General features: G+C 70.7%; 18 protein-coding genes. 9 read left to right on the forward strand and 9 right to left on the reverse strand.

Annotation, left to right across the window (positions count from 1 at the left end; genetic code table 11):
- Positions 1 to 32 precede the first annotated feature (32 nt).
- On the reverse strand, positions 33 to 2,219 hold the full coding sequence (locus tag NUT86_RS38450) for an FUSC family protein (RefSeq protein ID WP_018091934.1): 2,187 nt from the start codon (positions 2,217 to 2,219) through the stop codon (positions 33 to 35).
- Positions 2,220 to 2,681: 462 nt separating this feature from the next.
- Here NUT86_RS38450 and NUT86_RS38455 point away from each other — a divergent pair, with 462 nt between their 5' ends.
- Positions 2,682 to 3,221, forward strand: coding sequence for a DUF4232 domain-containing protein (locus NUT86_RS38455; protein ID WP_274740019.1), 540 nt, complete (start codon positions 2,682 to 2,684; stop codon positions 3,219 to 3,221).
- A gap of 87 nt (positions 3,222 to 3,308) precedes the next feature.
- Here NUT86_RS38455 and NUT86_RS38460 read toward each other — a convergent pair whose 3' ends face one another.
- Positions 3,309 to 4,265: an NAD-dependent epimerase/dehydratase family protein gene (locus NUT86_RS38460; protein ID WP_274740021.1), complete on the reverse strand. Its 957-nt coding sequence runs from the start codon at positions 4,263 to 4,265 to the stop codon at positions 3,309 to 3,311.
- 186 nt (positions 4,266 to 4,451) lie between these two features.
- On the opposite strand from NUT86_RS38460, the gene NUT86_RS38465 reads away from it, so the two are divergent.
- Positions 4,452 to 5,162 carry a TetR/AcrR family transcriptional regulator gene (locus NUT86_RS38465; RefSeq protein ID WP_093635506.1) on the forward strand — a complete coding sequence of 237 codons (711 nt, stop codon included), beginning with the start codon at positions 4,452 to 4,454 and terminating at the stop codon, positions 5,160 to 5,162.
- A 121-nt stretch (positions 5,163 to 5,283) separates the two neighbouring features.
- Here the strand turns inward: NUT86_RS38465 and NUT86_RS38470 are convergent, their stop codons facing one another.
- The 6 genes from NUT86_RS38470 to NUT86_RS38495 form a co-directional block, all read right to left on the reverse strand.
- Positions 5,284 to 5,877, reverse strand: coding sequence for a hypothetical protein (locus tag NUT86_RS38470; protein WP_274740023.1), 594 nt, complete (start codon positions 5,875 to 5,877; stop codon positions 5,284 to 5,286).
- A gap of 220 nt (positions 5,878 to 6,097) precedes the next feature.
- Positions 6,098 to 6,769, reverse strand: a complete 672-nt coding sequence (locus NUT86_RS38475) for a response regulator (protein ID WP_018091929.1) — start codon at positions 6,767 to 6,769, stop codon at positions 6,098 to 6,100.
- A complete protein-coding gene (locus NUT86_RS38480) occupies positions 6,766 to 8,016 on the reverse strand; it encodes a sensor histidine kinase (protein ID WP_338149807.1) in 1,251 nt (416 codons plus the stop codon). Before NUT86_RS38480 ends, NUT86_RS38475 begins: the two co-directional genes overlap by 4 nt.
- Positions 8,017 to 8,140: 124 nt before the next feature.
- Positions 8,141 to 9,301 (reverse strand): acyltransferase family protein, encoded by a 1,161-nt coding sequence (locus NUT86_RS38485; RefSeq protein ID WP_274740027.1) that lies wholly within the window; start codon positions 9,299 to 9,301, stop codon positions 8,141 to 8,143.
- Positions 9,294 to 10,262: an alpha/beta hydrolase gene (locus NUT86_RS38490; RefSeq protein WP_274740029.1), complete on the reverse strand. Its 969-nt coding sequence runs from the start codon at positions 10,260 to 10,262 to the stop codon at positions 9,294 to 9,296. Before NUT86_RS38490 ends, NUT86_RS38485 begins: the two co-directional genes overlap by 8 nt.
- A gap of 177 nt (positions 10,263 to 10,439) precedes the next feature.
- The gene (locus NUT86_RS38495; RefSeq protein WP_274740031.1) at positions 10,440 to 11,198 is read right to left on the reverse strand and encodes a DeoR/GlpR family DNA-binding transcription regulator; all 759 of its coding nucleotides are present in this window, start codon (positions 11,196 to 11,198) and stop codon (positions 10,440 to 10,442) included.
- Positions 11,199 to 11,544: 346 nt separating this feature from the next.
- On the opposite strand from NUT86_RS38495, the gene NUT86_RS38500 reads away from it, so the two are divergent.
- A complete protein-coding gene (locus NUT86_RS38500; protein WP_274740033.1) occupies positions 11,545 to 13,185 on the forward strand; it encodes a flavin-containing monooxygenase in 1,641 nt (546 codons plus the stop codon).
- A 319-nt stretch (positions 13,186 to 13,504) separates the two neighbouring features.
- Here the strand turns inward: NUT86_RS38500 and NUT86_RS38505 are convergent, their stop codons facing one another.
- The gene (locus tag NUT86_RS38505; protein WP_274740035.1) at positions 13,505 to 13,855 is read right to left on the reverse strand and encodes an SAM-dependent methyltransferase; all 351 of its coding nucleotides are present in this window, start codon (positions 13,853 to 13,855) and stop codon (positions 13,505 to 13,507) included.
- A gap of 312 nt (positions 13,856 to 14,167) precedes the next feature.
- Here NUT86_RS38505 and NUT86_RS38510 point away from each other — a divergent pair, with 312 nt between their 5' ends.
- The 6 genes from NUT86_RS38510 to NUT86_RS38535 all read left to right on the forward strand — a co-directional run bounded on the left by NUT86_RS38510 (position 14,168) and on the right by NUT86_RS38535 (position 18,605).
- On the forward strand, positions 14,168 to 14,518 hold the full coding sequence (locus NUT86_RS38510) for a PRC-barrel domain-containing protein (RefSeq protein WP_018091921.1): 351 nt from the start codon (positions 14,168 to 14,170) through the stop codon (positions 14,516 to 14,518).
- A gap of 158 nt (positions 14,519 to 14,676) precedes the next feature.
- A complete protein-coding gene (locus NUT86_RS38515) occupies positions 14,677 to 15,552 on the forward strand; it encodes a SigB/SigF/SigG family RNA polymerase sigma factor (RefSeq protein WP_037742743.1) in 876 nt (291 codons plus the stop codon).
- 217 nt (positions 15,553 to 15,769) lie between these two features.
- Complete coding sequence (locus NUT86_RS38520; protein WP_018091919.1) at positions 15,770 to 16,066, forward strand: DUF6479 family protein; 297 nt, start codon at positions 15,770 to 15,772, stop codon at positions 16,064 to 16,066.
- Between the two features lie 214 nt (positions 16,067 to 16,280).
- Positions 16,281 to 16,865, forward strand: coding sequence for a TetR/AcrR family transcriptional regulator (locus NUT86_RS38525; protein ID WP_262036978.1), 585 nt, complete (start codon positions 16,281 to 16,283; stop codon positions 16,863 to 16,865).
- Positions 16,865 to 17,755, forward strand: a complete 891-nt coding sequence (locus tag NUT86_RS38530; RefSeq protein WP_274740039.1) for an alpha/beta fold hydrolase — start codon at positions 16,865 to 16,867, stop codon at positions 17,753 to 17,755. Before NUT86_RS38525 ends, NUT86_RS38530 begins: the two co-directional genes overlap by 1 nt.
- A 175-nt stretch (positions 17,756 to 17,930) precedes the next feature.
- Positions 17,931 to 18,605: a restriction endonuclease gene (locus NUT86_RS38535; protein WP_274740041.1), complete on the forward strand. Its 675-nt coding sequence runs from the start codon at positions 17,931 to 17,933 to the stop codon at positions 18,603 to 18,605.
- The last annotated feature ends 439 nt before the right edge of the window (positions 18,606 to 19,044 follow it).

The raw sequence follows: 19,044 nt of genomic DNA on the forward strand, positions 1-19,044 counted from the left end.
CCGCGCCGGACGGCCACCGTCCACGCCTTCGCTCAGCCGGCCTTGCCCCCCTTGGGCCCGGCCACCGGCACATCGAGCGGGCGGGCGAGACCGACCACTCCCTCGTCGAGACGCTGGAGATGCCGCAGCACGCGGAAGGTGACCGTGCCCGACTGCAGCGCCCCCGAGCCGGCCGCTTCCAGCATCGCGGCGATGCTGAATCCGGAGTCGACCTCGCCCTCGGTGCTCTCCTCCAGCACCCGGGCGACGAGGAGATCGATGTTCTGGCCGATGCGCCGGCCGGCCCGGGCAAGGCGCGGGTCGGCCGCAATGGTCTTGCTGTACGGCACGAGCTCCGCCGTGGCCGCCAAGGAGCGGGCGTGATAGGCGCAGGTCTCCAGGAGCGCCACCAGATAACGGACGGTCCGCCGGCGGCCGCGCAGCGGGGTGATCGGGTGCGTCAACGGCTGGGTGGAGGCGCGCAGCTCGTCCAGCGCGGTGTCCAGGTCGCGCGCCTTGCCCAGCAGATCGACGGCGGGCCCGCCGCTGAGCTGCTCCACCGCGGCGGACACCACGTCCTGCAGCCGGACCAGCACCGTGCCCAGCAGCTCGTCCGTACGGCGGTCCGTGTGCACCGGCAGCACCAGTACGGCGGCGATGATCCCGCAGGCGGCGCCCAGCGCGGTCTCCTCGATGCGCAGCACCAGCACGGAGAGGCTGTAGGTGTTGAGCAGGGTGTAGAGCAGCCCGAGCATCGTGGTGACGAAGAAGGACATCAGCGCGTACGACAACGGCGCCGTGAACCACATCCCGAAGATGCAGAGCAGAACCAGGGCGAAGGCGGCCCAGGTGTGATTGCCGACCAGCCCGGCCAGCGCGACACCGGCGACCACACCGAGGACCGTACCCACCAGCCGGCGATAGCCCTTCACCAGGATCTCGCCCGTGGAGGCGGTGTTGAGGAAGACCACCCAGCAGGTCAGCACCGCCCAGTACCAGCGCTGGCTGGACAGGAACTCCCCGCCGATGATGGCCAGGGTCGAGCCCACCGCGACCTGGAACGCGGCCCGGGTGGTGGGCCGTGCGAGCCCGGTGCGGTCCTCCTCCGGCTCCTCGGTCTCCTCGGCCCCGACGATCGAGAGGTCCTCGGCGTCGAACTCCTCGCGCGAGCGCGTGGTGGCGGGGGAGTCGTCCGACTCGTCCTGCGGCCCGTCCAGTGCCAGCCGCAGACCCAGGACGGCGCGCGCGGCCTCACCGAGTCCACGGAAGACGTCCTGGACGGCGGCCGAGGCGCGCGGCAGGTCGTCCTCCTCCCGGTAGCCGAGCAGCCGGTTGCGTACCAGGGCCAGTGCGGTGCCGCGGTCGTCGGGCGCGCGCCGTGCGATCAGCAGCAGCAGCGCGTTCAGATCCCGGTGCAGGGTGACGATCGCGTCGTCCTCGGTCCCCAGCCGGGTCGCCGTGGCCGGCACCGGGGCGTGCGGCAGATGCATGGTGATGGTGTCCGCGCGCTCGGCACTGCGGGCATTGAGGATCAGCATCCCCAGCCGTTCGGCGGCGATCTCGGCGTCCGCGACACGGCGTTGCACCAGCCCCGCCGTGGCCGCGTCCCGGGTGCCCTCCTCCAGGTGCCCCTGGATCATCAGTGCCGCTTCGTGCAGCCGGGCGGTGTGCCGCCGCAAGTCGTCCAGCACCTTGTCGAGGTCGTCCGGTCCGGCGTCCAGGAGCTCCATCTGGGTCGCCAGCAGCTGGGCGAGGCGCGCCCGGAAGGCCTCGCGCAGCCGCCGCAAGGTGCGGGTGGGGGTCTCCGGGACGACGGCGAACCGTACGACCGCGCTGCACGCGAAGGCGATGCCCAGGGTCAGATACAGGTCGGGCAGGGAAGGGCCGGTGGCCTGCACGAACAGCGAGACGAAGTAGACCTGGAATCCGATCAGGCCGAGCGCGGTGCCGCGGTCACCGAACCGCCGGCAGTAGACGGCGCCGAAGATCAGCAGGACGAAGAACAGATCGCCGGCGACGACCAGGGTGTGCAGCAGCGCCCCCAGCGACATCGCGGCGAGTGCGACGGGCAGACCCAGCGCGAGCGTGACCGCCTGGCCGCGCACCTCCTTCTCCTTGATCGCGAAGGTGGACACCATGGCCGTCATGGCGCCCGCGACCATCAGCGTGACGTCGGTGTGCAGCAGCGCCAGGACGACGAGGGTGAGCACGATGGCCCCGACCGTGCGCAGCCCTGCCATCAGCCGCAGTAGCCCTGGGTCGGATGCCGCGAAGCGGTCCCAGCTGTGCGTCCCAGTCCGCCGTATCGCTGCCAGCACGCTGCCGTACACTCCCCATTTTTGCCATGATCCGGAGTGCCCCAGCATCGCACGCCTGCTCGGACCGGCTTCCGCCGCACCGTCCCGGCACCCCCGCGGCCCCCTGCCGCTCCCTCCCCAACTCCCCCTATTCCGCGCTCTCCAGGCAAAGGTCGCTTTCCGCTCATTCCCGGCATTCCCGGTGTTAGTGAGGCGTTAGTCGATCATCAGTGGCGGCGCCCAGGGTGGGTGGTGCGCAAACGAAAGAGAGCGCACCGACCGGACCCGAGGCCCGGCTCCTCCGTTCCCGGCCCCCTGCACCGGGACTGCGGACCGAGCCGGGCGGGGCCGGCGGACGTTCCACCGAGGTTCTCCGGGTGCCGGAGAAGGAGGAGTTGATGACTGATGACGAAGCGTGGTCTGCGTACCGCCACCGTCGCCGCCGCCTTGGCGCTGGTCGCGGGCGCGAGCGCCGGCGTCGCCTCCGCGGCGGGTACGGCAGGACCCGGCGCGGCAGCCGACGTGTGCCGGCCGGGAACGCTGAAGGTCACGACCACCGACGCGGGTTCGAGCCAGGTAGGAATGAACCACGAGGGCACCTATCTCAAGGTGACCAACACCGGCAACAGCACCTGCACGATAGGCGGTTACCCGGGGCTGGCGCTGGAGGGCGCCGGACACACGGCCATCAAGACGACGGCGCACCACGGTGACACCTACTTCGCCAAGGACCCGGGCATGCACGGCGTCACCCTGAAGCCGGGCAGGAGCGCCTACGCGGACCTGGTCTGGACGCACGCCGGTCCGTCGTCCGCGAAAGCCAAGTACCTGCAGGTCTCCCCGACGGGCAGCAACGCGCACAGTGTCGTGGCGTTCGACAAGGACGTCGATGGCGGCGAGCTGTCGGTGACCGCCTGGTCGGCGAAGCTCCCCAGCGCTTCCTGACCGCTACCCGCACACCGGGGGCCGACGCACCGCGCGTCGGCCCCCGGTGTCTGCGCGCCGCCCCCGGCGGCCGGTCGTGCGGCCGGGTCAGCTCCGCGGGCCGGTCAGCAGCGCGCGGTACCACTCGACGGTGGCGTCGAGGGTCGCGTCCAGCGGAGTCGGGCGGACGCCGAAGGCCCGCTCGAAGGCCGTGGAGTCCATGATCTGCGGCTCGGTGTGCTGATAGAACATCTCCGCGTACTCATCCATGAAGGCCGCGTCGAACGGCCCGAAGGGGCGGGGTTCGGTGAGGACCACCCGTTGCACCGGGCGGCCCACCAACTCCTGGATCATCGCGTGGATCTCGCGGGTGGAGACGGCGGGCGCGGTGGGCAGATGCCACACCCGGCCGTCGCCTTCCGGGTCCGCGCCGAGCGTGGCGAGTCCGGCCGCCACGTCCCGGATGTCCGTGTAGCTGTGCGGCAGGTCGATATCGCCCAGGCTGAGGACTTCACCGCCGCCCAGCGCCGCCGGGAAGACCGCTCCGCCGAGCGTCGAGTTGAGCACTCCGGGGCCGACGAAGTCGGCCGACCGGCCAAGGACGACACGGGCGCGCCCCGCGCGGTGGGCGGCGAGATACTGCTCGTCCAGCTGCGCCCGCATCCGCCCCTTGCGGGTCGTCGCCCGCCACGGGGTCTCCTCCGTCATCACCTCGCCGTGCGTCTGCCCGTACGGATACAGCGTGTCCAGGACGACCAGCCGTGCCCCCGTGGTCTCGACGGCGGCCAGCACCGCGCGCTGGACCCGGGGCATCACCTCGGTCTGAAGGTGATAGGCGACATTCACGCAGTGGTAGACGACGGCGGCGTCCGCGACGGCGGCCAGCGCCCCTTCGGGCGTGCTCACATCGGCGGCGAACCGCTGGACGCCCTCGACCGTGCTCTCCGGCATCGAGCGGCTGACCAGCCGTACGGCGTGACCGCGGCCCGCGAGTTCGCCGGCGAGCGCGGTGCCTGCCGGGCCGGCGCCCAGTACGACGTGGAGCGGGACTGATGCAGCAGACATGACGGTTCCTTCTCTCCGGGCCGGGGGGCCACCACACGGGTCAGTGGCGAGCGAACCGAGTTTTGGTCGCTCACGTCTGTTAGAGACTATAACTCTAGCGATGCTCCATCGCAATCAACGTGTTGGCTAGGATCAGCAATGACCATTCACGCTTGCTTCATGTCGTCGCGAACGCAGGAGGAGAACATGGCCGCCGAGGCGCGGAGCCCCCGGGCGCGCTACCGCGAGCAGAACCGCGCGGAGATCAAGGCGGCCGCGCTGCAGCAGCTCGCCGAGGGCGGCGTCCAGGCCGTCGCGCTCACCCGGATCGCCAAGGACATGGGGCTGTCCGGCCCCGCCCTCTACCGCTACTTCGCCGGCCGGGACGACCTGCTGAGCGAGCTGATCCGGGACGCCTACGACGAGGTGGCGCAGGTCGTCGGGCGGGTCGGTGCCGCACCCGCCGACGATGCGCGCGCCACTCTGCACGCCCTCGCTGACGCCTACCGGGGCTGGGCCGTCGCCCAGCCGCACCGCTATCTGCTGATCCAGGGGACCCCGCTGCCCGGGTACGCGGCACCGCCCGACACGCTGCTGCGGGCGCGGGCGGTCCTGGGACCGTTCCTGAAGGTGTTCGCCGCGGGCGTCCCCGCTGAGGCGCTGCGGCCGGTCGTCGGGGAAATGGCCGCCTGGGTGCGCAAGGAGGAGGGCGTCGCCGACTGGCTGGCCCAGCACACCGGCCTGGCTCCGCACGACGAGGCGGCGGGGACCGCCCTCGCCGGCACGGTGCTGGTCTGGTCGCAGCTGCACGGCACGGTCAGCCTGGAGGTGTCCGGTCAGTACGCCGGGATGGGACACCGGGCGCAGACACTGCTCGCCGCGCAGCTCGACACCTTGGCCGACTCCTTCCAGCTGTAACCGGCTCCCGCCGGCTGTCACAGCAGGCCATGCCGGGTGGGGGACGGGCACGGCGGGAACGACCACCGGGTGCCGCGCCTTTCGGCATTCGGCACCCGGTGGTCAGGCTTACGGCGGTGGATCAGTGCTTCGCGGGGGTGCGCGGCGGCATCCAGTGGTGGACCTTGAAGTCGCCCTTCGCCAGGGTCTCGAACGGGGCCGAGCCCAGGCACTTGCCGACACTGTTCTTCGGCAGGCCGTCCATCGCCCAGCTGTAGCCCAGCTGGTCCTTCTTGCCGCTGTCCAGGACGGTGAAGCCGAACCGCTTGCCCCTGAGGTCCCCGAGCTCCGGCATGCCCGGTGCGTTCTTGAAGCGCATCTCGGTCACGATGCCGGTGGCGACGGCCACCGGGCCGCCGGTCACCAGGCAGTCGATCCGGCCCTTGAAGTACCCGCCCCAGTCCTTGCCGATGTGGTGGCTGGCGTAGAACGTGCCGCGGGCCTGTTCGCCGAAGCCATGGGCGTTGAAGCGGAAGTGGACGTTGTCGCCGGGCTGCCGCGCGAGCTTGGCCGAGCCCGTCAGGGACGGTTCGTCGACGGTGTGCCGGGCGGCTTGGGTCCCGGTCCCGTTCCCGGCCGCCGCGGCCGGCCCGGCCGGGCCCAGGGTCAGCGCGGTCGCCGTGCAGACGGCGAGGGCGGTGGCGGCCACGACGAACGGGCGGCGGATTCGGGGCATTGCGTCCTCCTGCGGATGAGGTCGGCACCGGAACCGGTGCGGCAGGGCGTCGATTCCCTGCTGACCACCACGGTTCCGTCCGCCGCGCCGCCGGACATCGCTCCACAGGCGGGTGCCGCTCCGCCACGTGGCGGAGCGGGAAGGAGTACCCGAGGCCGATGCCCGGGGGGCAACCGGCAAGGTTCGCTGTCCGGCCGCGGCGCCACGCCTGCCGGTCCCCTCAATATCCGGTCGGGCGGATCAGCCCCGTCTCATACGCGAAGACGGCGGCCTGGGTCCGGTCGCGCAGACCCAACTTGCCCAGGATCCGGCCCACATGGCTCTTCACGGTCTGCTCCGCCAGCACCAGCCGTTCCGCGATCTCGCCGTTCGTCAGGCCCTGCGCTATCAGGGACAGGACCTCCGTCTCGCGTTCCGTCAGGTCACCGACACGGTCCTTGAGCGGAGCGCGGGGCGAGCTGGTGACCCGGGAGAACTCGGCGATGAGGCGCTTGGTGAGGTTCGGGGCGAGCAGCGCCTCCCCGGCCGCCACCACCCGTACCGCATGGGCGAGTTCCTCCGCCGAGGCATCCTTCAGCAGGAAGCCGGAGGCGCCCGCACGCAGCGCCTCGTACACGTACTCATCGAGGTCGAAGGTGGTCAGGACGAGGACCTTGACGGTGGCGCCGGCCGGTCCGGTGAGACGACGGGTCGCCTCGATCCCGCCGAGCCGGGGCATCCGGACATCCATCAGGACGACGTCCGGGGCGAGTTCGGCGACCTGGGTGAGGGCGTCGAGGCCGTCGACGGCCTGGCCGACGACCTCGATATCGGGTTCGGCGTTGAGCAGCACCGTGAAGCCTTGACGGACCATCATCTGGTCATCGGCGATCAGCACACGGATGGTCGTCATGGGGCAAACTCACCGGGGTCATCAGGCATCGCGGCCTGGGCGGGCAGGATCGCGGTCACTTCGTAACCGCCGTCGGGGGTGGGGCCGGTGGCGAGTTCGCCGCCGAGCATGGCGGTGCGCTCGTGCATGCCCAGCAAGCCGTGGCCGGCGCCCTGCGAGGGCGGGGCGGGCCCGTCCGGCGCGGAGTTGGCGACCCGGATGGTGAGACCGCCGGTCCGGTACCCGATGGCCACCCGCACCTCCGCTCCGGGCGCATGCCGGATCGCATTGCTGAGCGCTTCCTGGACGATACGGAACGCGGACAGCTCGACTCCCGGCGACAGCGGGCGCGGCTCGCCGGTGATCTCGGTGGTGACGTTGAGCCCGGCTCCGCGCACCGTGCCGACCAGCTCGTCCAGCCGGCCGAGGGTGGGCTGCGGGGTGTGCCGTACGCCGTCCGCCAGGGCGTCCTCCGAGCGCAGCACGCCCAGGACCCGCCGGAGTTCGGTCAGTGCCTCGACGGCGTTCCCGCGGATGCCCGCGAGGTTCTCCTTCAGCTCGTCGGTGGGGTCCTTGACCAGATGCGGTGCGACCTGCGCCTGGATCGATATCACCGACATGTGGTGGGCGACCACGTCGTGCAGCTCGCGGGCGATCCGGTTGCGCTCCTCCAGCAGGGTGCGCCGGGCCCGCTCCTCGGCGGTGAGCACCTCCTGCTCGACGAGTTGGGTACGGGCCACCCGGCGGGCGCGCAGTGAGGCGCCCACCACCACCGCCAACGTCAGCGTCACGGCGTCCTGGACGACCGTCACGTCCTGGGCGGAGGACGCGAGGACCGGACCGGCCGCACCCGGCGGGATGCTGTGGTCCGGTACCGGCGCCATGAAGGCCAGGGCGGACACCGCCGCCAGGAGCGAGAACCCCAGTGCCTCGACCGCGACACGGGGCCGGACCCGCAGCGCGAGCAGGAACAGCACCAGTGCGTGCAGGGCGATGCCCGGGATGCTCCAGGACCACAGCGGGGCGTGGCTGACCTTGAGCGGACCGGCGTCCCTGGCCAGGAAGAGCGCGAGCGTCGAGAGCCACCAGGCGGGCACCGGACGGGACAGTGCGAGGACCACGGCGCCTGACTGGAGCGCCGCGAGCACCAGGGCGGTCGTCAGCGCGGCCGGCCCGAGGTCCCCCTCGTACTGCACCGCGTTGAGCCAGCCCATCAGCACCGCCGCCAGCACCACATGGGCATGCGGCAGCCGGCCCAGCCAGCGCATCCGGGGCAGTGGATCGCGCGCCACCGTCCACAGGTCCTCGCGCAGGGTAAGCGGAAGCGTCCGCACGGCCGCCCGCAGCCGTGGCCCCCCACTTCTCCAGCCCCCCTGACTCACACGGGGCATCCTAAGCACTCCGCACCGCCCTGGCCTCGGCGGGACGTCCCTCCCGCACCACCTTGGTGCCGCCGCGCCGGCCGTGCTCGTAGGTGCGGAACGCGGCCCAGCACACCAGCAGCGCCAGGGCGAACACCGGCAGCCAGGCCAGCCGGGCGAGGACCCAGCCGGCACCGTCGGGAAGGGTGTGCAGTCCGGGCAGGAAGCCGCCCGTGAGCAGACCGACGGCGGTGACCGCCATCATGGCGGTCTGGTGCCACAGGAAGAGCGTCATCGCCGAAAGGTTCATCAGCGCCACCGCCGCCCAGACGGCGGGGCGCCGGAGTATGCGCCGCAGCGGTCCGAGCAGCAGCAGGGCCGCCCCGCACTGGGCGAGACCGAAGGTGACGGCCGCGAGGGTGGGCGGGTTGAGGTTGGAGATACCGGCGCCGGGCACCCCGACCATCGCGGCCGGGTAGCCGGCCCACAGGACGAGACCGGCGGTGGTGGCGCCGCCGCCGAGCAGCAGCACCCACCCGGTCGCCCGGCCCCGCAGCCCACCTCGGGCCCAGGCCGCGCCCAGGCAGTACGGAACCAGCCAGCCGGCCGCCACATTGGCCCAGCCGAGCCAGGCCGGCCCGCCCATGCCGAACCGGATCAGGTCGATGTGCAGGACGACGGTGAGCGGCCACAGCGGATGGAGCCGGGCGACCAGCGGAGTCGCCGCCGTCAGCACGGCGAAGACCAGCAGGAACCAGAGCGGGGACAGGGCCAGTTCGCCCAGTGTGTGGACGGTCTGCAGACCGGCCCCGGCGACGAGCAGCGCGCCCGCCACCACGCCCCAGACCACCACTACGGCCACCACCGGCCGGAACAGCCGGACCGTCCGGGCGCCGAGCCACCGGCGGTACATTCCGCCCCGGGCACGGACGGCGGCCCAGCTCTTCGCCGCCATCTGGCCGCCCACCAGAAAGAAGACCGCCAGGGTCTGGAAGAGCCAGGAGGCCGGGGTGAGTTGGGGCAGCTGGTGGAGGGGGCTGACGACACGCACCGTGCCGCTGTCGGCGACCAGGGCGGTCACCAGCCAGTGCCCGAGCATCACCCCGAGAATGGCGAGCGCGCGCAGTGCGTCGACACCGCGGTCGCGGTCGGCCGGCGTGGCGGCGGCGATCCGCCGGATGAGCTCACGCATCTCGTCTCTCCTCGGAAGGGGCCTGGCCAGAGACGATCCGGGCGAGGTTCCGCAGGGACAGGGAGCCGGGCTTGAGGTAGTCGCTGTGACCTCCGGGGCCCGCCGCGAAGATCCGGGCGCCGAACTCGGGCGTGACCGGGTCGGCTCCCAACCCAACGGTGCCGAAGGGGAGTTGAAGCTCCCCGTGCGGCACATGTGCGATCCAGTCGTCGTCGCCCCGGCCGGCCCACACGGTCGCCGGGGTGCGCAGCGCGGAGACGTTTTCGGCACCCGCGCCAGGGCTGCCGAACAGCACGAGGTGGGCGACATCGAGCCCCGGTGCGGCCCGGCCGCAGACCACGGCGGCGTAGGAATGGCAGAGCACGGAGATCCGGGCCGTGGGACGGAGCGCCGCCACGGCACCGGCGAAGGCGCGGAGTCCGGGAGCGGTCTCCGCCGCGCGGGCGGGGCTGAGCACGCCGGGGCTCACCGTGCTCGGGGTCTCGTACCCGAGCCAGGCGATGACGGCGGACCGGCCGCCCAGCTCCCGCTGGAGCGCCACGGCGCCGGACCGGAGACGTTCGTACCTGTCGAGGTTGGTGTCCGAGCCCGGCACCAGCACGGCGATCCGCTCGGCCCGGGCCAGGTCACCGAAGACCTCGGTGGTACGGCCTCCGTCGCGGCCGTCGAAGGACAGGAACTGCCGCGCCGGGCCGGCCATACCGCGCAGCGCCTCGGCCCGGGCCCGGTCGCCGTGGCCCTCGGCCATCCGCTCCGCCGCGCGGATGCCCTCGCGGTTGACGGCGTACCGCTCGGCGAGCACGTCGGGTCCGGCGTCTCGCAGCGGGGCGAGGGTCCTCGGGACAGGTGCCGGGACGGCCGCGGGCCGGGCCGCACCCGAGACGGGCACCACCACCGAGGTGACGACGAGAGCGGCGAGCAGAGTGCGCAGCGGACGACTGCCGCGCGGGCGGGACGCCATGAGGGATGGTCCTTCCGTACCGGAAGCCGGTCGTGCTTCCGGTACCGAAGTTATGGAGCGCGGTGCTTGGTCGACGTCCCGCCGGAGAGCGCACTTCCGACGTGGCTCTCAGGTATCAGGGGTAGGGGGCGGAGCGCGGCGCGGCGCACCGGTCTCGGAGTCACCCCCTTCTTCCGCTCATACCTGTCGCACGGTCACCTGCGCCGCAGCCAGCGCTTCGAGCTCCTCGGCCGGCGCCGACCCCTCCGTGACGACGGCGTCCAGCGCGGACACCTCCATGACATGGGCGAGGGCGGTCCGCGTGAACTTGGCGGCTTCGGCAACGGCGATGACGCGGCGCGCCGAGGCGATCGCGGCGCGCTTGACCGCGGCGTCGGCCAGGTCATAAGCGGTCAGCCCGTTCGCGGTGTTCAGCCCGCAGCAGCCGAGGACGGCGGTGTCGAAGCGCAGAGCCGCCAGCGAGGCCTCGGCGAGGGGGCCGGTGAGGGCCAGCTCGACGGGGCGTGGTGCGCCGCCGGGCAGCAGGAGCTGCAGTTGGGGTGCGCCCGTGAGGGCGTTGGCGGCGTGCAGCGACAACGGCATGACGGTCAGCCGGCGGTGCGCCAGTGCGCGGGCCACCTCCAGGCAGGTGGTACCGCTGTCGATCACGACGGACTCGCCGTCGGCGATCAGCTCGGCGACCTCGGCGGCGAGGCGGCGCTTGGCCTCCAGCCCCTCCTGTGCGCGCAGGGTGAACGGGGGTTCCTCCCCTCGCAGCAGCAGACTTCTGGCCCCGCCCCGGTAACGCTCCAGGACGCCCTGGCCGGAAAGGAGTTCCAGGTCGCGACGGATGGTCATCTCCGAGGCCCCGGTGAGACCGGCCAGTTCCGCGACGCTCAGCTGCCCGGCCTCGCGCACGGCATCGGTGATCTGTCCCAGTCGATCTGTGCTCGCCATACCCGCTATAGAACACCATCCATGCTCGGAAATGCACCTTACGAACATCAATCGCGTTTGCTGCGTTCGCCAGGAGGGAGAGCTTGCCCGGCTCTGTCTTCGGGCAGAGCTCCGTGAGCGCAGCCTGAACAGCCCTCGCGGCGGTGGCACCGGCCCGGCGCCCCGGGTCTTCTCAGCAGGCCAGGGCGTGAACCAAGATGTCCTCCTGCGGAAAGCGCGCGAAGGAGCCGGTCACCGGCCCTGGCGGCCCGCCGGACGGGCCTGCGGCGTCGCGTGCCGGAGGCCGCCCGGCACCGGAGTGCGCAGCCCGTACCGCCCGGCGCGAGACACCTGTCAGGAGAACAGCATGCACACCGCCCCCAGGCCCCCTTCCCCCTCCGCCGCCCCGCAGCTCGACGCCGTCATCGTCGGGGCGGGCTTCTCCGGCCTCTACCAGCTGTACCGACTGCGCGCATTAGGCCTGCGCACCCGCGTCCTCGAAGCGTGCGACAACATCGGCGGAACGTGGTACCGGAACCGGTACCCCGGTGCCCGCTGCGACGTCGAGAGCACGGCGTACTCCTTCTCCTTCTCGCCCGAATTGGACCAGGAGTGGGAGTGGAGCGAGCGGTACGCGACGCAGCCGGAGCTCCTCCGCTACCTCCATCACGTCGCCGACCGCTTCGACCTGCGCAAGGACATCACCCTGCGGACCCGTGTGACCGGGGCGGTGTACGACGAGGGCGGGCACACCTGGCAGGTCACCACCGACACCGGAGAGACGGTCATCACCCGGTTCGTCGTGCTGGCCACGGGCTGCATGTCGGCCGTCAAGGAACCGGACATACCCGGGGCCGGCACCTTCGCCGGCCGGGCCCTGCACACCGCCGACTGGCCGCACGAGGACGTCGACCTCACCGGGAGACGGGTCGCCGTGATCGGCACCGGGTGCTCCGGCATCCAGGCCATCCCGCTCCTCGCCGAGCAGGCCGCCGAACTCACGGTCTTCCAGCGCACGCCGGTCTACGCGCTGCCCGCCCGGAACCGGCCGCTGTCCGCCGCGGAGACCGCCGAACTCAAGGCCCGCTACCCGGAGTTCCGCGCCGCCCAGCGGCGCTCCAAAGGAGGCACCCTCTTCGAGCCGCCCACCCGGTCGGCCCTGGAGGTGGACGAGGCGGAGCGCAGGGCCACCTATGAGGAGGGCTGGGACTCGGGCGTACTCAGCGGCCTCCTGCGCACGTACACCGACATCCTCGTCGACCGGGCCGCCAACGAGACCGTCGCCGAGTTCGTCCGGTCCAAGATCCGGTCGATCGTCACCGACCCGGAAACGGCCGAGACGCTCTCGCCGCGCACCTTCCCGTTCGGTACCAAGCGTCCCTGCCTGGACACCGGCTACTACGCCACCTACAACAAGCCGCACGTGAGCGTTGTGGACCTCACCAAGACGCCGATCGTGGAGATCACACCGAGGGGGATCAGGACCTCGGACCGGGAACACGCCGTCGACGTCATCGCCTTCGCCACCGGCTTCGACGCCCTGACCGGGTCCCAGGTGGCCATGGACATCGTCGGCAAGGGCGGCACCACCCTGAGGGAGAAGTGGGCCGACGGCCCCCGAAACCACCTGGGCCTGCTCTCGGCAGGCTTCCCGAACCTCTTCACCGTCATCGGACCCCTCAGCCCGTCGGTGCTCAGCAACGCGGTGGTGGCCATCGAACAGCACGTGGAGTGGATCACCGACTGCATCGCCCACCTGCGGCGGAACGGCATCACCGAGATCGACGCCACCCCGCGTGCCGAGGCGGACTGGTGCACCCATGTCGCCGACCTCGCCGCCCAGACCCTCTACCCGTCCGTCGACTCCTGGTACATGGGGGCGAACGTGCCGGGCAAGCCGCGGGTGTTCCTGGCCTACACGGGCGGCCTGGAACGGTACCGGGCGGAGTGCGGCGCCGCCGCTGAGGACGGCTACCGCGCCTTCGCCCTGTCCGGCGGCGCTGACTGAGGGGCCGTCCCCAGCCGGCGAACGGATACCGCTCGCCGACTGTGCCGCACCCACCGACGTTCCCGGTGATCGGCGGGCGGGGGTGTCATTGTCGGCCGGTACGGAGGGGCAACGCGTCGGCCGGTGCGCAGGGGAGCGCGTCGGCCGGTGCGGAGGAGCAGCGCCTCGCCGGATCGCGGGCCTGCCACCATGAAGGCCCTCGCGTACGTTCTTGATGCCGCCGAGGATGTCCTTGAGGCCGAGGCGTTCACGGGCGCCGCACCTCCCGTGCGGGGCCAATTGCTGCGGTGGTAGTACCAGGGAGGCGGGCCACCCGCGCTCATTCCAGGCGTTGGCCTGTACGGACAGGCGCCCGGCCGGCCGCAGCCAGGAATGGCAGCGCTGGAAGAACTCCCGGTACCGGGCCACGCCGGTGCAGAAGGCTGCCGTACCCGCAGCCGATATCGAGCACCCGGTCCGCGCCCACGGCGTGCGCCGCCTCGGCGTGGTAATCGAGCTTTCGGGTCTGAGCCGAGTCGAGTGTGTCGCCCTCCTCCCACATGCCGTAGGAAAAGACGAGTTCGGGTCCCAGGGTCAGCCGGTAGAAGTCACCCAAGAAGTCGTATTGATGAAGGATCGCCTTCGATGAGGTGCCTTTGTAGGAGGATTTCTTCTTCGCTTCGTGTCCCACGGGGCCCACCAGTCCATTTCAGCAACGAAGGTCGGTCGGCGCAGACCATCGCTCCAGATAACTGGGTGCGGGGCAGAATTTTCGGCTACACACCGGGCCGCGGTCCACGGGCCGCTCGATCGGCGGCGGCGGTTCCTCTGCTGAAGAACCGCGCCTCTCACGCTACGGTCGTCCAAATCGCCGAACGCGTGAAAAAATCTCATGAGCACCGGGCCAAGTCCAAGATACGGGCCACGCGGAACAGCGAGGAAGCGCCCTCGAAGGAGAGCACCATTCTCCTCCTCGCACGTCGTCAACGAAGGAGCCGATTCCATGAGCGACATCTGGGGCTATCAGCCGACCAGCGGATACATCGCGGGCGCGAGCCTGATCGGGTACAAGGTCGAGGCCACCGACGGAAGCATCGGCAAGGTCGACAGGCACTCGGACGAAGTGGGTGCTTCGTATCTGGTCGTCGATACCGGAGTGTGGATTTTCGGGAAGCATGTCCTGCTGCCCGCCGGCACGGTGAGCCGCATCGATGACGCGGAAGAGAAGATCTACGTGGAGCGCACCAAGGAAGAGATCAAAGACGCGCCGGAGTTCGACATGGACAAGCACCTCGGCGATGCCGGATATCACGAGCAGGTGGGCGTCTACTACGCGGGCTGGCACCGCGCCTGACGCATCCGGTCGGTTGGCAGGAAATCCTGCCAACTGCCTCTCCTTTTCCGCAAAGCCGTCAGGAAAATCTGACGCTGGTGAGTACGGCGCGCATGCTGTGCTTGCGGCAGGGTAGGGGCCAGAGATGAGCGGGGGCTCGGCAAGGGTGGGAGCAGGACATGATCCGCACAGCACCGGCACCGGTAGTAACGCAGACATCCATTTCCGATGCACGCGTGGAATCCGCCTCGCAAGCGACTCTCCCCTTCATCGAATCACCTGAGACCGTCACTCCGGCCGACGCCCGGGAGCTGACGCGGCTGTTCTTCCAGCGACTGGAGACTCTTGAGGAGGGGACCCACGAGTACCAGTACGCGCGCAACACCCTCATCGAGATGAACCTCTCGCTGGTGCGCTATGCCGCCCGGCGCTTTCGCAGCCGCGGCGATGAAATGGATGACCTCATGCAGGTCGGCACGATCGGCCTGATCAAGGCCATCGACCGCTACGAGCTGTCCCGTGAGGTGGAGTTCACCACTCTCGCCATCCCCTACATCACCGGCGAGATGAAGCGCTTCTTCCGTGACACCACGTGGGACGTACGCGTCCCGCGCCGCCTGCAGGAGCTGCGCGTCGAGCTGGCCCGCGCGAACGAGCACCTCTCCAACGAGCTCGGCCGGGACGCCAAGGTCTGCGAGCTCGCCGCGCATCTGGAGATCACCGAAGGGGAGGTGGTGGAGGGGCAGGTTGCCGCCAACGGCTACAACGCCACCTCCATCGACACGCCCCTCCACACCGATGGCGACGAGGCCGCGCTGGCGGACCTGATCGGCGAACGCGACGAGGACATGGACCTCTTCGAAGATCTGCACGCCCTCAAGCCCCTCCTGGAGCGGCTTGCGGACCGTGACCGCCAGATCCTCGAAATGCGCTTCGGCCAGGAGATGACACAGTCCCAGATCGGCGCGGCACTCGGCCTGTCCCAGATGCATGTCTCCCGCCTCCTGACACGCTGCCTGAACCACCTGCGCACGGAGATGCTCACCACCGACTGAGGCGTCTCCACCCTCAAGGCGTGCGGGGCGATGCCACGCGATGCGGGTAGCGGCAGCGAACGTCAGGAAACCCGCAGGTCATCCCGGAGCCACAGCCGAACTCTCCTCCCCGGGCGGGGTTCCCTCAAGTCCCGGGCGAAGGCTCCCTCACCACCCGCCGGGCCGGCGGATGGTCCCTGCCTCGGGGGGTACCCGGCTCCCATAAGGAACCCTATGCATGGGAGTGACCATGATCGAGCAATTGGCAGCCGGTAGTGGGACGAGCGGAATTCTGCTCGCCATCGTGGGAGTTCTCGTCGTCGCGGTTCTCCTTGCGGCCTTCGTATGGGGACGTCGCATCAAGGCCCGTGAGCCGGGGCCGCCCCTGCCCGAGCAGCAACCGCGCCTGCCGGAGAGCGGCCCGGTGGGAGATGTCGTGGAGAGCCGCGAGCCGGACGAACTCGTCCCGGGCGAGCAACGCCTCACCCCGCACGAGGTGAAGGGGAACGGCACCGCGTCGCACCGCCGCCGGTAGCCCGGTAGCCCCGCGGCGCTTGCCTGTCTGCCGCCGCGGCCGGTCTTCCTCCCCCCCTCGGCCGTCCGGGCACGCCGCGACCGGCAATTCCCCCTCCCCGCAGCCCCCGTAGCAGCCTCCGTACACCTCACCCCGAACCAAAGCCTTCCTAGCCATGCTAGCTTTTAGCCTAGAGGTCCTAGGTTATGGGTGATGACGGATACGGAGGTGCTGCATGGTGCGCGCGGGGCTCACTGCGGTCAAAGTGGCGGAGGCCGCCGCGGAGTTGGCGGATGAGGTCGGGGCCGACAGGCTCACGGTGTCCGCGCTGGCGCGGCGCTTGGGTGTCAGGGACGCGAGCCTCTACTCACATGTGAAGAACCTGCAGGACCTGCGCGTACGCATCGCCCTGCTGGCTGCCGTCGAGATGACCGACCGCATCGGCTCCGCCGTGGCGGGGCGGGCGGGCAAGGACGCGCTGATCGCCTTCGCTGACGCCTACCGGCAGTACGCGCTCGACCACCCCGGACGCTACGCGGTGAGCCAGATGCGGTTCTCCCCCGAGGAGGTCGCCGACTCCGCAGGGCTGCGCCGCAGCGTCGAGTTGACCTACGGCATGCTGCGCGCCTACGGCCTCACCGAGCCGGACCTGACCGACGCGGCCCGGATGCTGCGCAGCACCTTCCACGGCTATATCCACCTGGAACTCAGCGGAGGCTTCGGACACCCCCGAGGCGTGCAGGAGTCCTGGAAGCGCTCTCTTGAGGCGCTCCACGTGCTCCTGGAGAACTGGCCTTCCCGACCCGATCGGAGCAAGTGATGCCCACCCCCACGACCGGCACCCTCAAGGTCCCCGGTGCCACCCTGCACTACGAGAAGCGTGGCAGCGGCCCCGTACTGCTGCTGATACCAGGCGGCGCGGCCGACGCCGGCGTGTACGAGGGCATGGCGCCCGACCTCGCCACCCGGTACACCGTGGTCTCCTACGATCCGCGCGGACTCTCCCGCAGCGCTCTCGAAGAGCCGCTCGCCGACCAGCGGGTGGAGGTGTGGAGCGACGACGCCCACCGGCTGCTCTCCGCGCTGTCACCGGACGGGGAGGCCTGCGTCTTCGGCAGCAGCTCGGGCGCGATCGTCGCCCTCGACCTGCTGGCCCGGCATCCCGGGCAGCTGCGCCGGGTGGTGGTCCACGAGCCGCCGCTGGTGGAGCTTCTGGACGATCCCGCACCGTACCGTGCGCTCTTCGCCGAGGTGCGCGAGACCTTCCGTCTGCACGGCCCGGGTCCCGCAATGGCCCGGTTCAGCGAGGGACTTGGAGACCGGCGCACGGAGGCGCCGACGGAACTGCCGCCCGGAATCCGGGAGATGGCGGCCCGCATGCATGCCAACCTCCCGGTCTTCCTGGAGCACATGCTGTGCCCGTTCACCGCGACCACCCCGGATCTCCCGGCGCTGCGCGCCGCCGCCCACAAACTGGGCGTCGCGGTGGGGCGCGATTCCCGTAACCAGGAGGCGCTGTACGGACCGGGCACCCGGCTCGCCGAACTGCTGGACGGGCAGGCCGTCGAATTCCCCGGCGGCCACGTCGGATGCACCGAACATCCGCAGGAGTTCGCCCGACGGCTGGTGACGATGTTCAACGGGGATCAGGGACTTTCGTCCGGGTCACCGTGCGGACCCGGGGACGAGGCCCGCGCATCCATGGCCTGACGCATCGCGCAGCCGGCGACACAAGGGGTTCTCGTCAGGGGTGATCTTCCGGCAATTGAATCGGCAGCCGTGGGGCACGAGATCCAAACGATCTTCGACTCACGCTGGGAGACCCTCGTTCATGGTGAAGCCGATACGCCGGGAGCATGCCACCACACGCCGCCCTCGTTTCAGCATGCGTCAGTTGACCCTCGTCTTCGGATTCGTCGCCAGCGGTGTTCTCGGTATCGGACTGGTCCTCAAGACGCTGCAGGGCTCGACATTGCGCCCCGGGGCGGTGGCCCTCCTCGGTCTGGTGCTCGTCGCAACGGCCCTGGTGGTCATCCGCGGCAGAAAGCGCAACCGGACAGTACCCCTAGGGGCCGGTACCACGGGCTCTCAAGCGCCCCACGCCGCGTCCGAACCCGGCCTCCGGAGTGAGGAAGGCGTACCGGACGAGGCCGTCTATCTGGCCGACGACGCCGAGCTGGGTCCGGACGAATTCGAGCAGGTGGTGGCGCTGCTGTGCGAACGCGACGGCTGCCGTGAGATCCGCGTCGTCGGCGGTGCCAATGACCTGGGTGCCGACGTCATCGCGGTGACGCCCGACGGTCTCCGTCTCGTCATCCAGTGCAAGCAGTACGGCGAAGACCACAAGGTCGGGTCCCAGGATCTCCAGCGCTTCGGCGGGACCTGTTTCGCCATTCACGGCGCCGATATCGCAGCAGTCGTCACCACCAGCACCTTCACCGAGCCCGCAGTTGAGTACGCGGAGCAAAGCGGCATCCGGTGCCTCGACCACGACATGCTCTGGGCCTGGGAAGCCGGCACCGGGCCGGCCCCGTGGCAATCCGGCCGCCGGTCAATGTGACGGCGTGGACCGCTGCCGTGTCCGGGGCGGGTCCGTCGCGCTCGGCCTGCTCGGTCACCTGCCGCCGGAAGTGCTGGGCCCGCTCCGCCAGTCGGCGCAGTTCACCGGCCTGGTCGGCCAAGTGGTCCTCGTCCAGGGTGCTGAGGAGCTGGGCGTTGTCGGCGATGGACGCCAGGAATGTGCCATAGCGCTCGACGAATGCCCGGTAGTTGTAGCTGGTCTCGGTGTCGCGCCACTGGTGGAGGCTGCGGGTGAGGGAGGCAACCTGGTACAGGGCCCGTTCCAGTGCCCCCAGCACGGCCCCGTAGTTCTCGAAGCCGGTGTGCCCGCTATGGCGGCGGAAAAGGCGGCGCGGGTTGTAGTAAAGGCTCGGGCGAACCGGCCTGCCTCCCACGGCTCCGCCTGACCCGTGCTGCCAGCCATCCACACCCTCCGCTTC

It is taken from the genome of Streptomyces sp. G7(2002) (assembly GCF_028870195.1).
GTDB classification, from domain to species: Bacteria; Actinomycetota; Actinomycetes; order Streptomycetales; family Streptomycetaceae; genus Streptomyces; species Streptomyces nigrescens.

Bases quoted from the DNA above. Each gene is read 5' to 3' on its own strand.
- NUT86_RS38500 (WP_274740033.1), top strand. From the start codon at position 11,545: ATGCACACCGCCCCCAGGCCCCCTTCCCCCTCCGCCGCCCCGCAGCTC.
- NUT86_RS38510 (WP_018091921.1), top strand. From the start codon at position 14,168: ATGAGCGACATCTGGGGCTATCAGCCGACCAGCGGATACATCGCGGGC.
- NUT86_RS38475 (WP_018091929.1), bottom strand. From the start codon at position 6,769: ATGACGACCATCCGTGTGCTGATCGCCGATGACCAGATGATGGTCCGT.
- NUT86_RS38460 (WP_274740021.1), bottom strand. From the start codon at position 4,265: ATGTCTGCTGCATCAGTCCCGCTCCACGTCGTACTGGGCGCCGGCCCG.
- NUT86_RS38450 (WP_018091934.1), bottom strand. From the start codon at position 2,219: ATGGCAGGGCTGCGCACGGTCGGGGCCATCGTGCTCACCCTCGTCGTC.
- NUT86_RS38465 (WP_093635506.1), top strand. From the start codon at position 4,452: ATGGCCGCCGAGGCGCGGAGCCCCCGGGCGCGCTACCGCGAGCAGAAC.
- NUT86_RS38455 (WP_274740019.1), top strand. From the start codon at position 2,682: ATGACGAAGCGTGGTCTGCGTACCGCCACCGTCGCCGCCGCCTTGGCG.
- NUT86_RS38520 (WP_018091919.1), top strand. From the start codon at position 15,770: ATGGGAGTGACCATGATCGAGCAATTGGCAGCCGGTAGTGGGACGAGC.
- NUT86_RS38490 (WP_274740029.1), bottom strand. From the start codon at position 10,262: ATGGCGTCCCGCCCGCGCGGCAGTCGTCCGCTGCGCACTCTGCTCGCC.
- NUT86_RS38525 (WP_262036978.1), top strand. From the start codon at position 16,281: ATGGTGCGCGCGGGGCTCACTGCGGTCAAAGTGGCGGAGGCCGCCGCG.
- NUT86_RS38485 (WP_274740027.1), bottom strand. From the start codon at position 9,301: ATGCGTGAGCTCATCCGGCGGATCGCCGCCGCCACGCCGGCCGACCGC.
- NUT86_RS38530 (WP_274740039.1), top strand. From the start codon at position 16,865: ATGCCCACCCCCACGACCGGCACCCTCAAGGTCCCCGGTGCCACCCTG.
- NUT86_RS38480 (WP_338149807.1), bottom strand. From the start codon at position 8,016: ATGCGCTGGCTGGGCCGGCTGCCGCATGCCCATGTGGTGCTGGCGGCG.
- NUT86_RS38495 (WP_274740031.1), bottom strand. From the start codon at position 11,198: ATGGCGAGCACAGATCGACTGGGACAGATCACCGATGCCGTGCGCGAG.
- NUT86_RS38535 (WP_274740041.1), top strand. From the start codon at position 17,931: ATGCGTCAGTTGACCCTCGTCTTCGGATTCGTCGCCAGCGGTGTTCTC.
- NUT86_RS38470 (WP_274740023.1), bottom strand. From the start codon at position 5,877: ATGCCCCGAATCCGCCGCCCGTTCGTCGTGGCCGCCACCGCCCTCGCC.
- NUT86_RS38515 (WP_037742743.1), top strand. From the start codon at position 14,677: ATGATCCGCACAGCACCGGCACCGGTAGTAACGCAGACATCCATTTCC.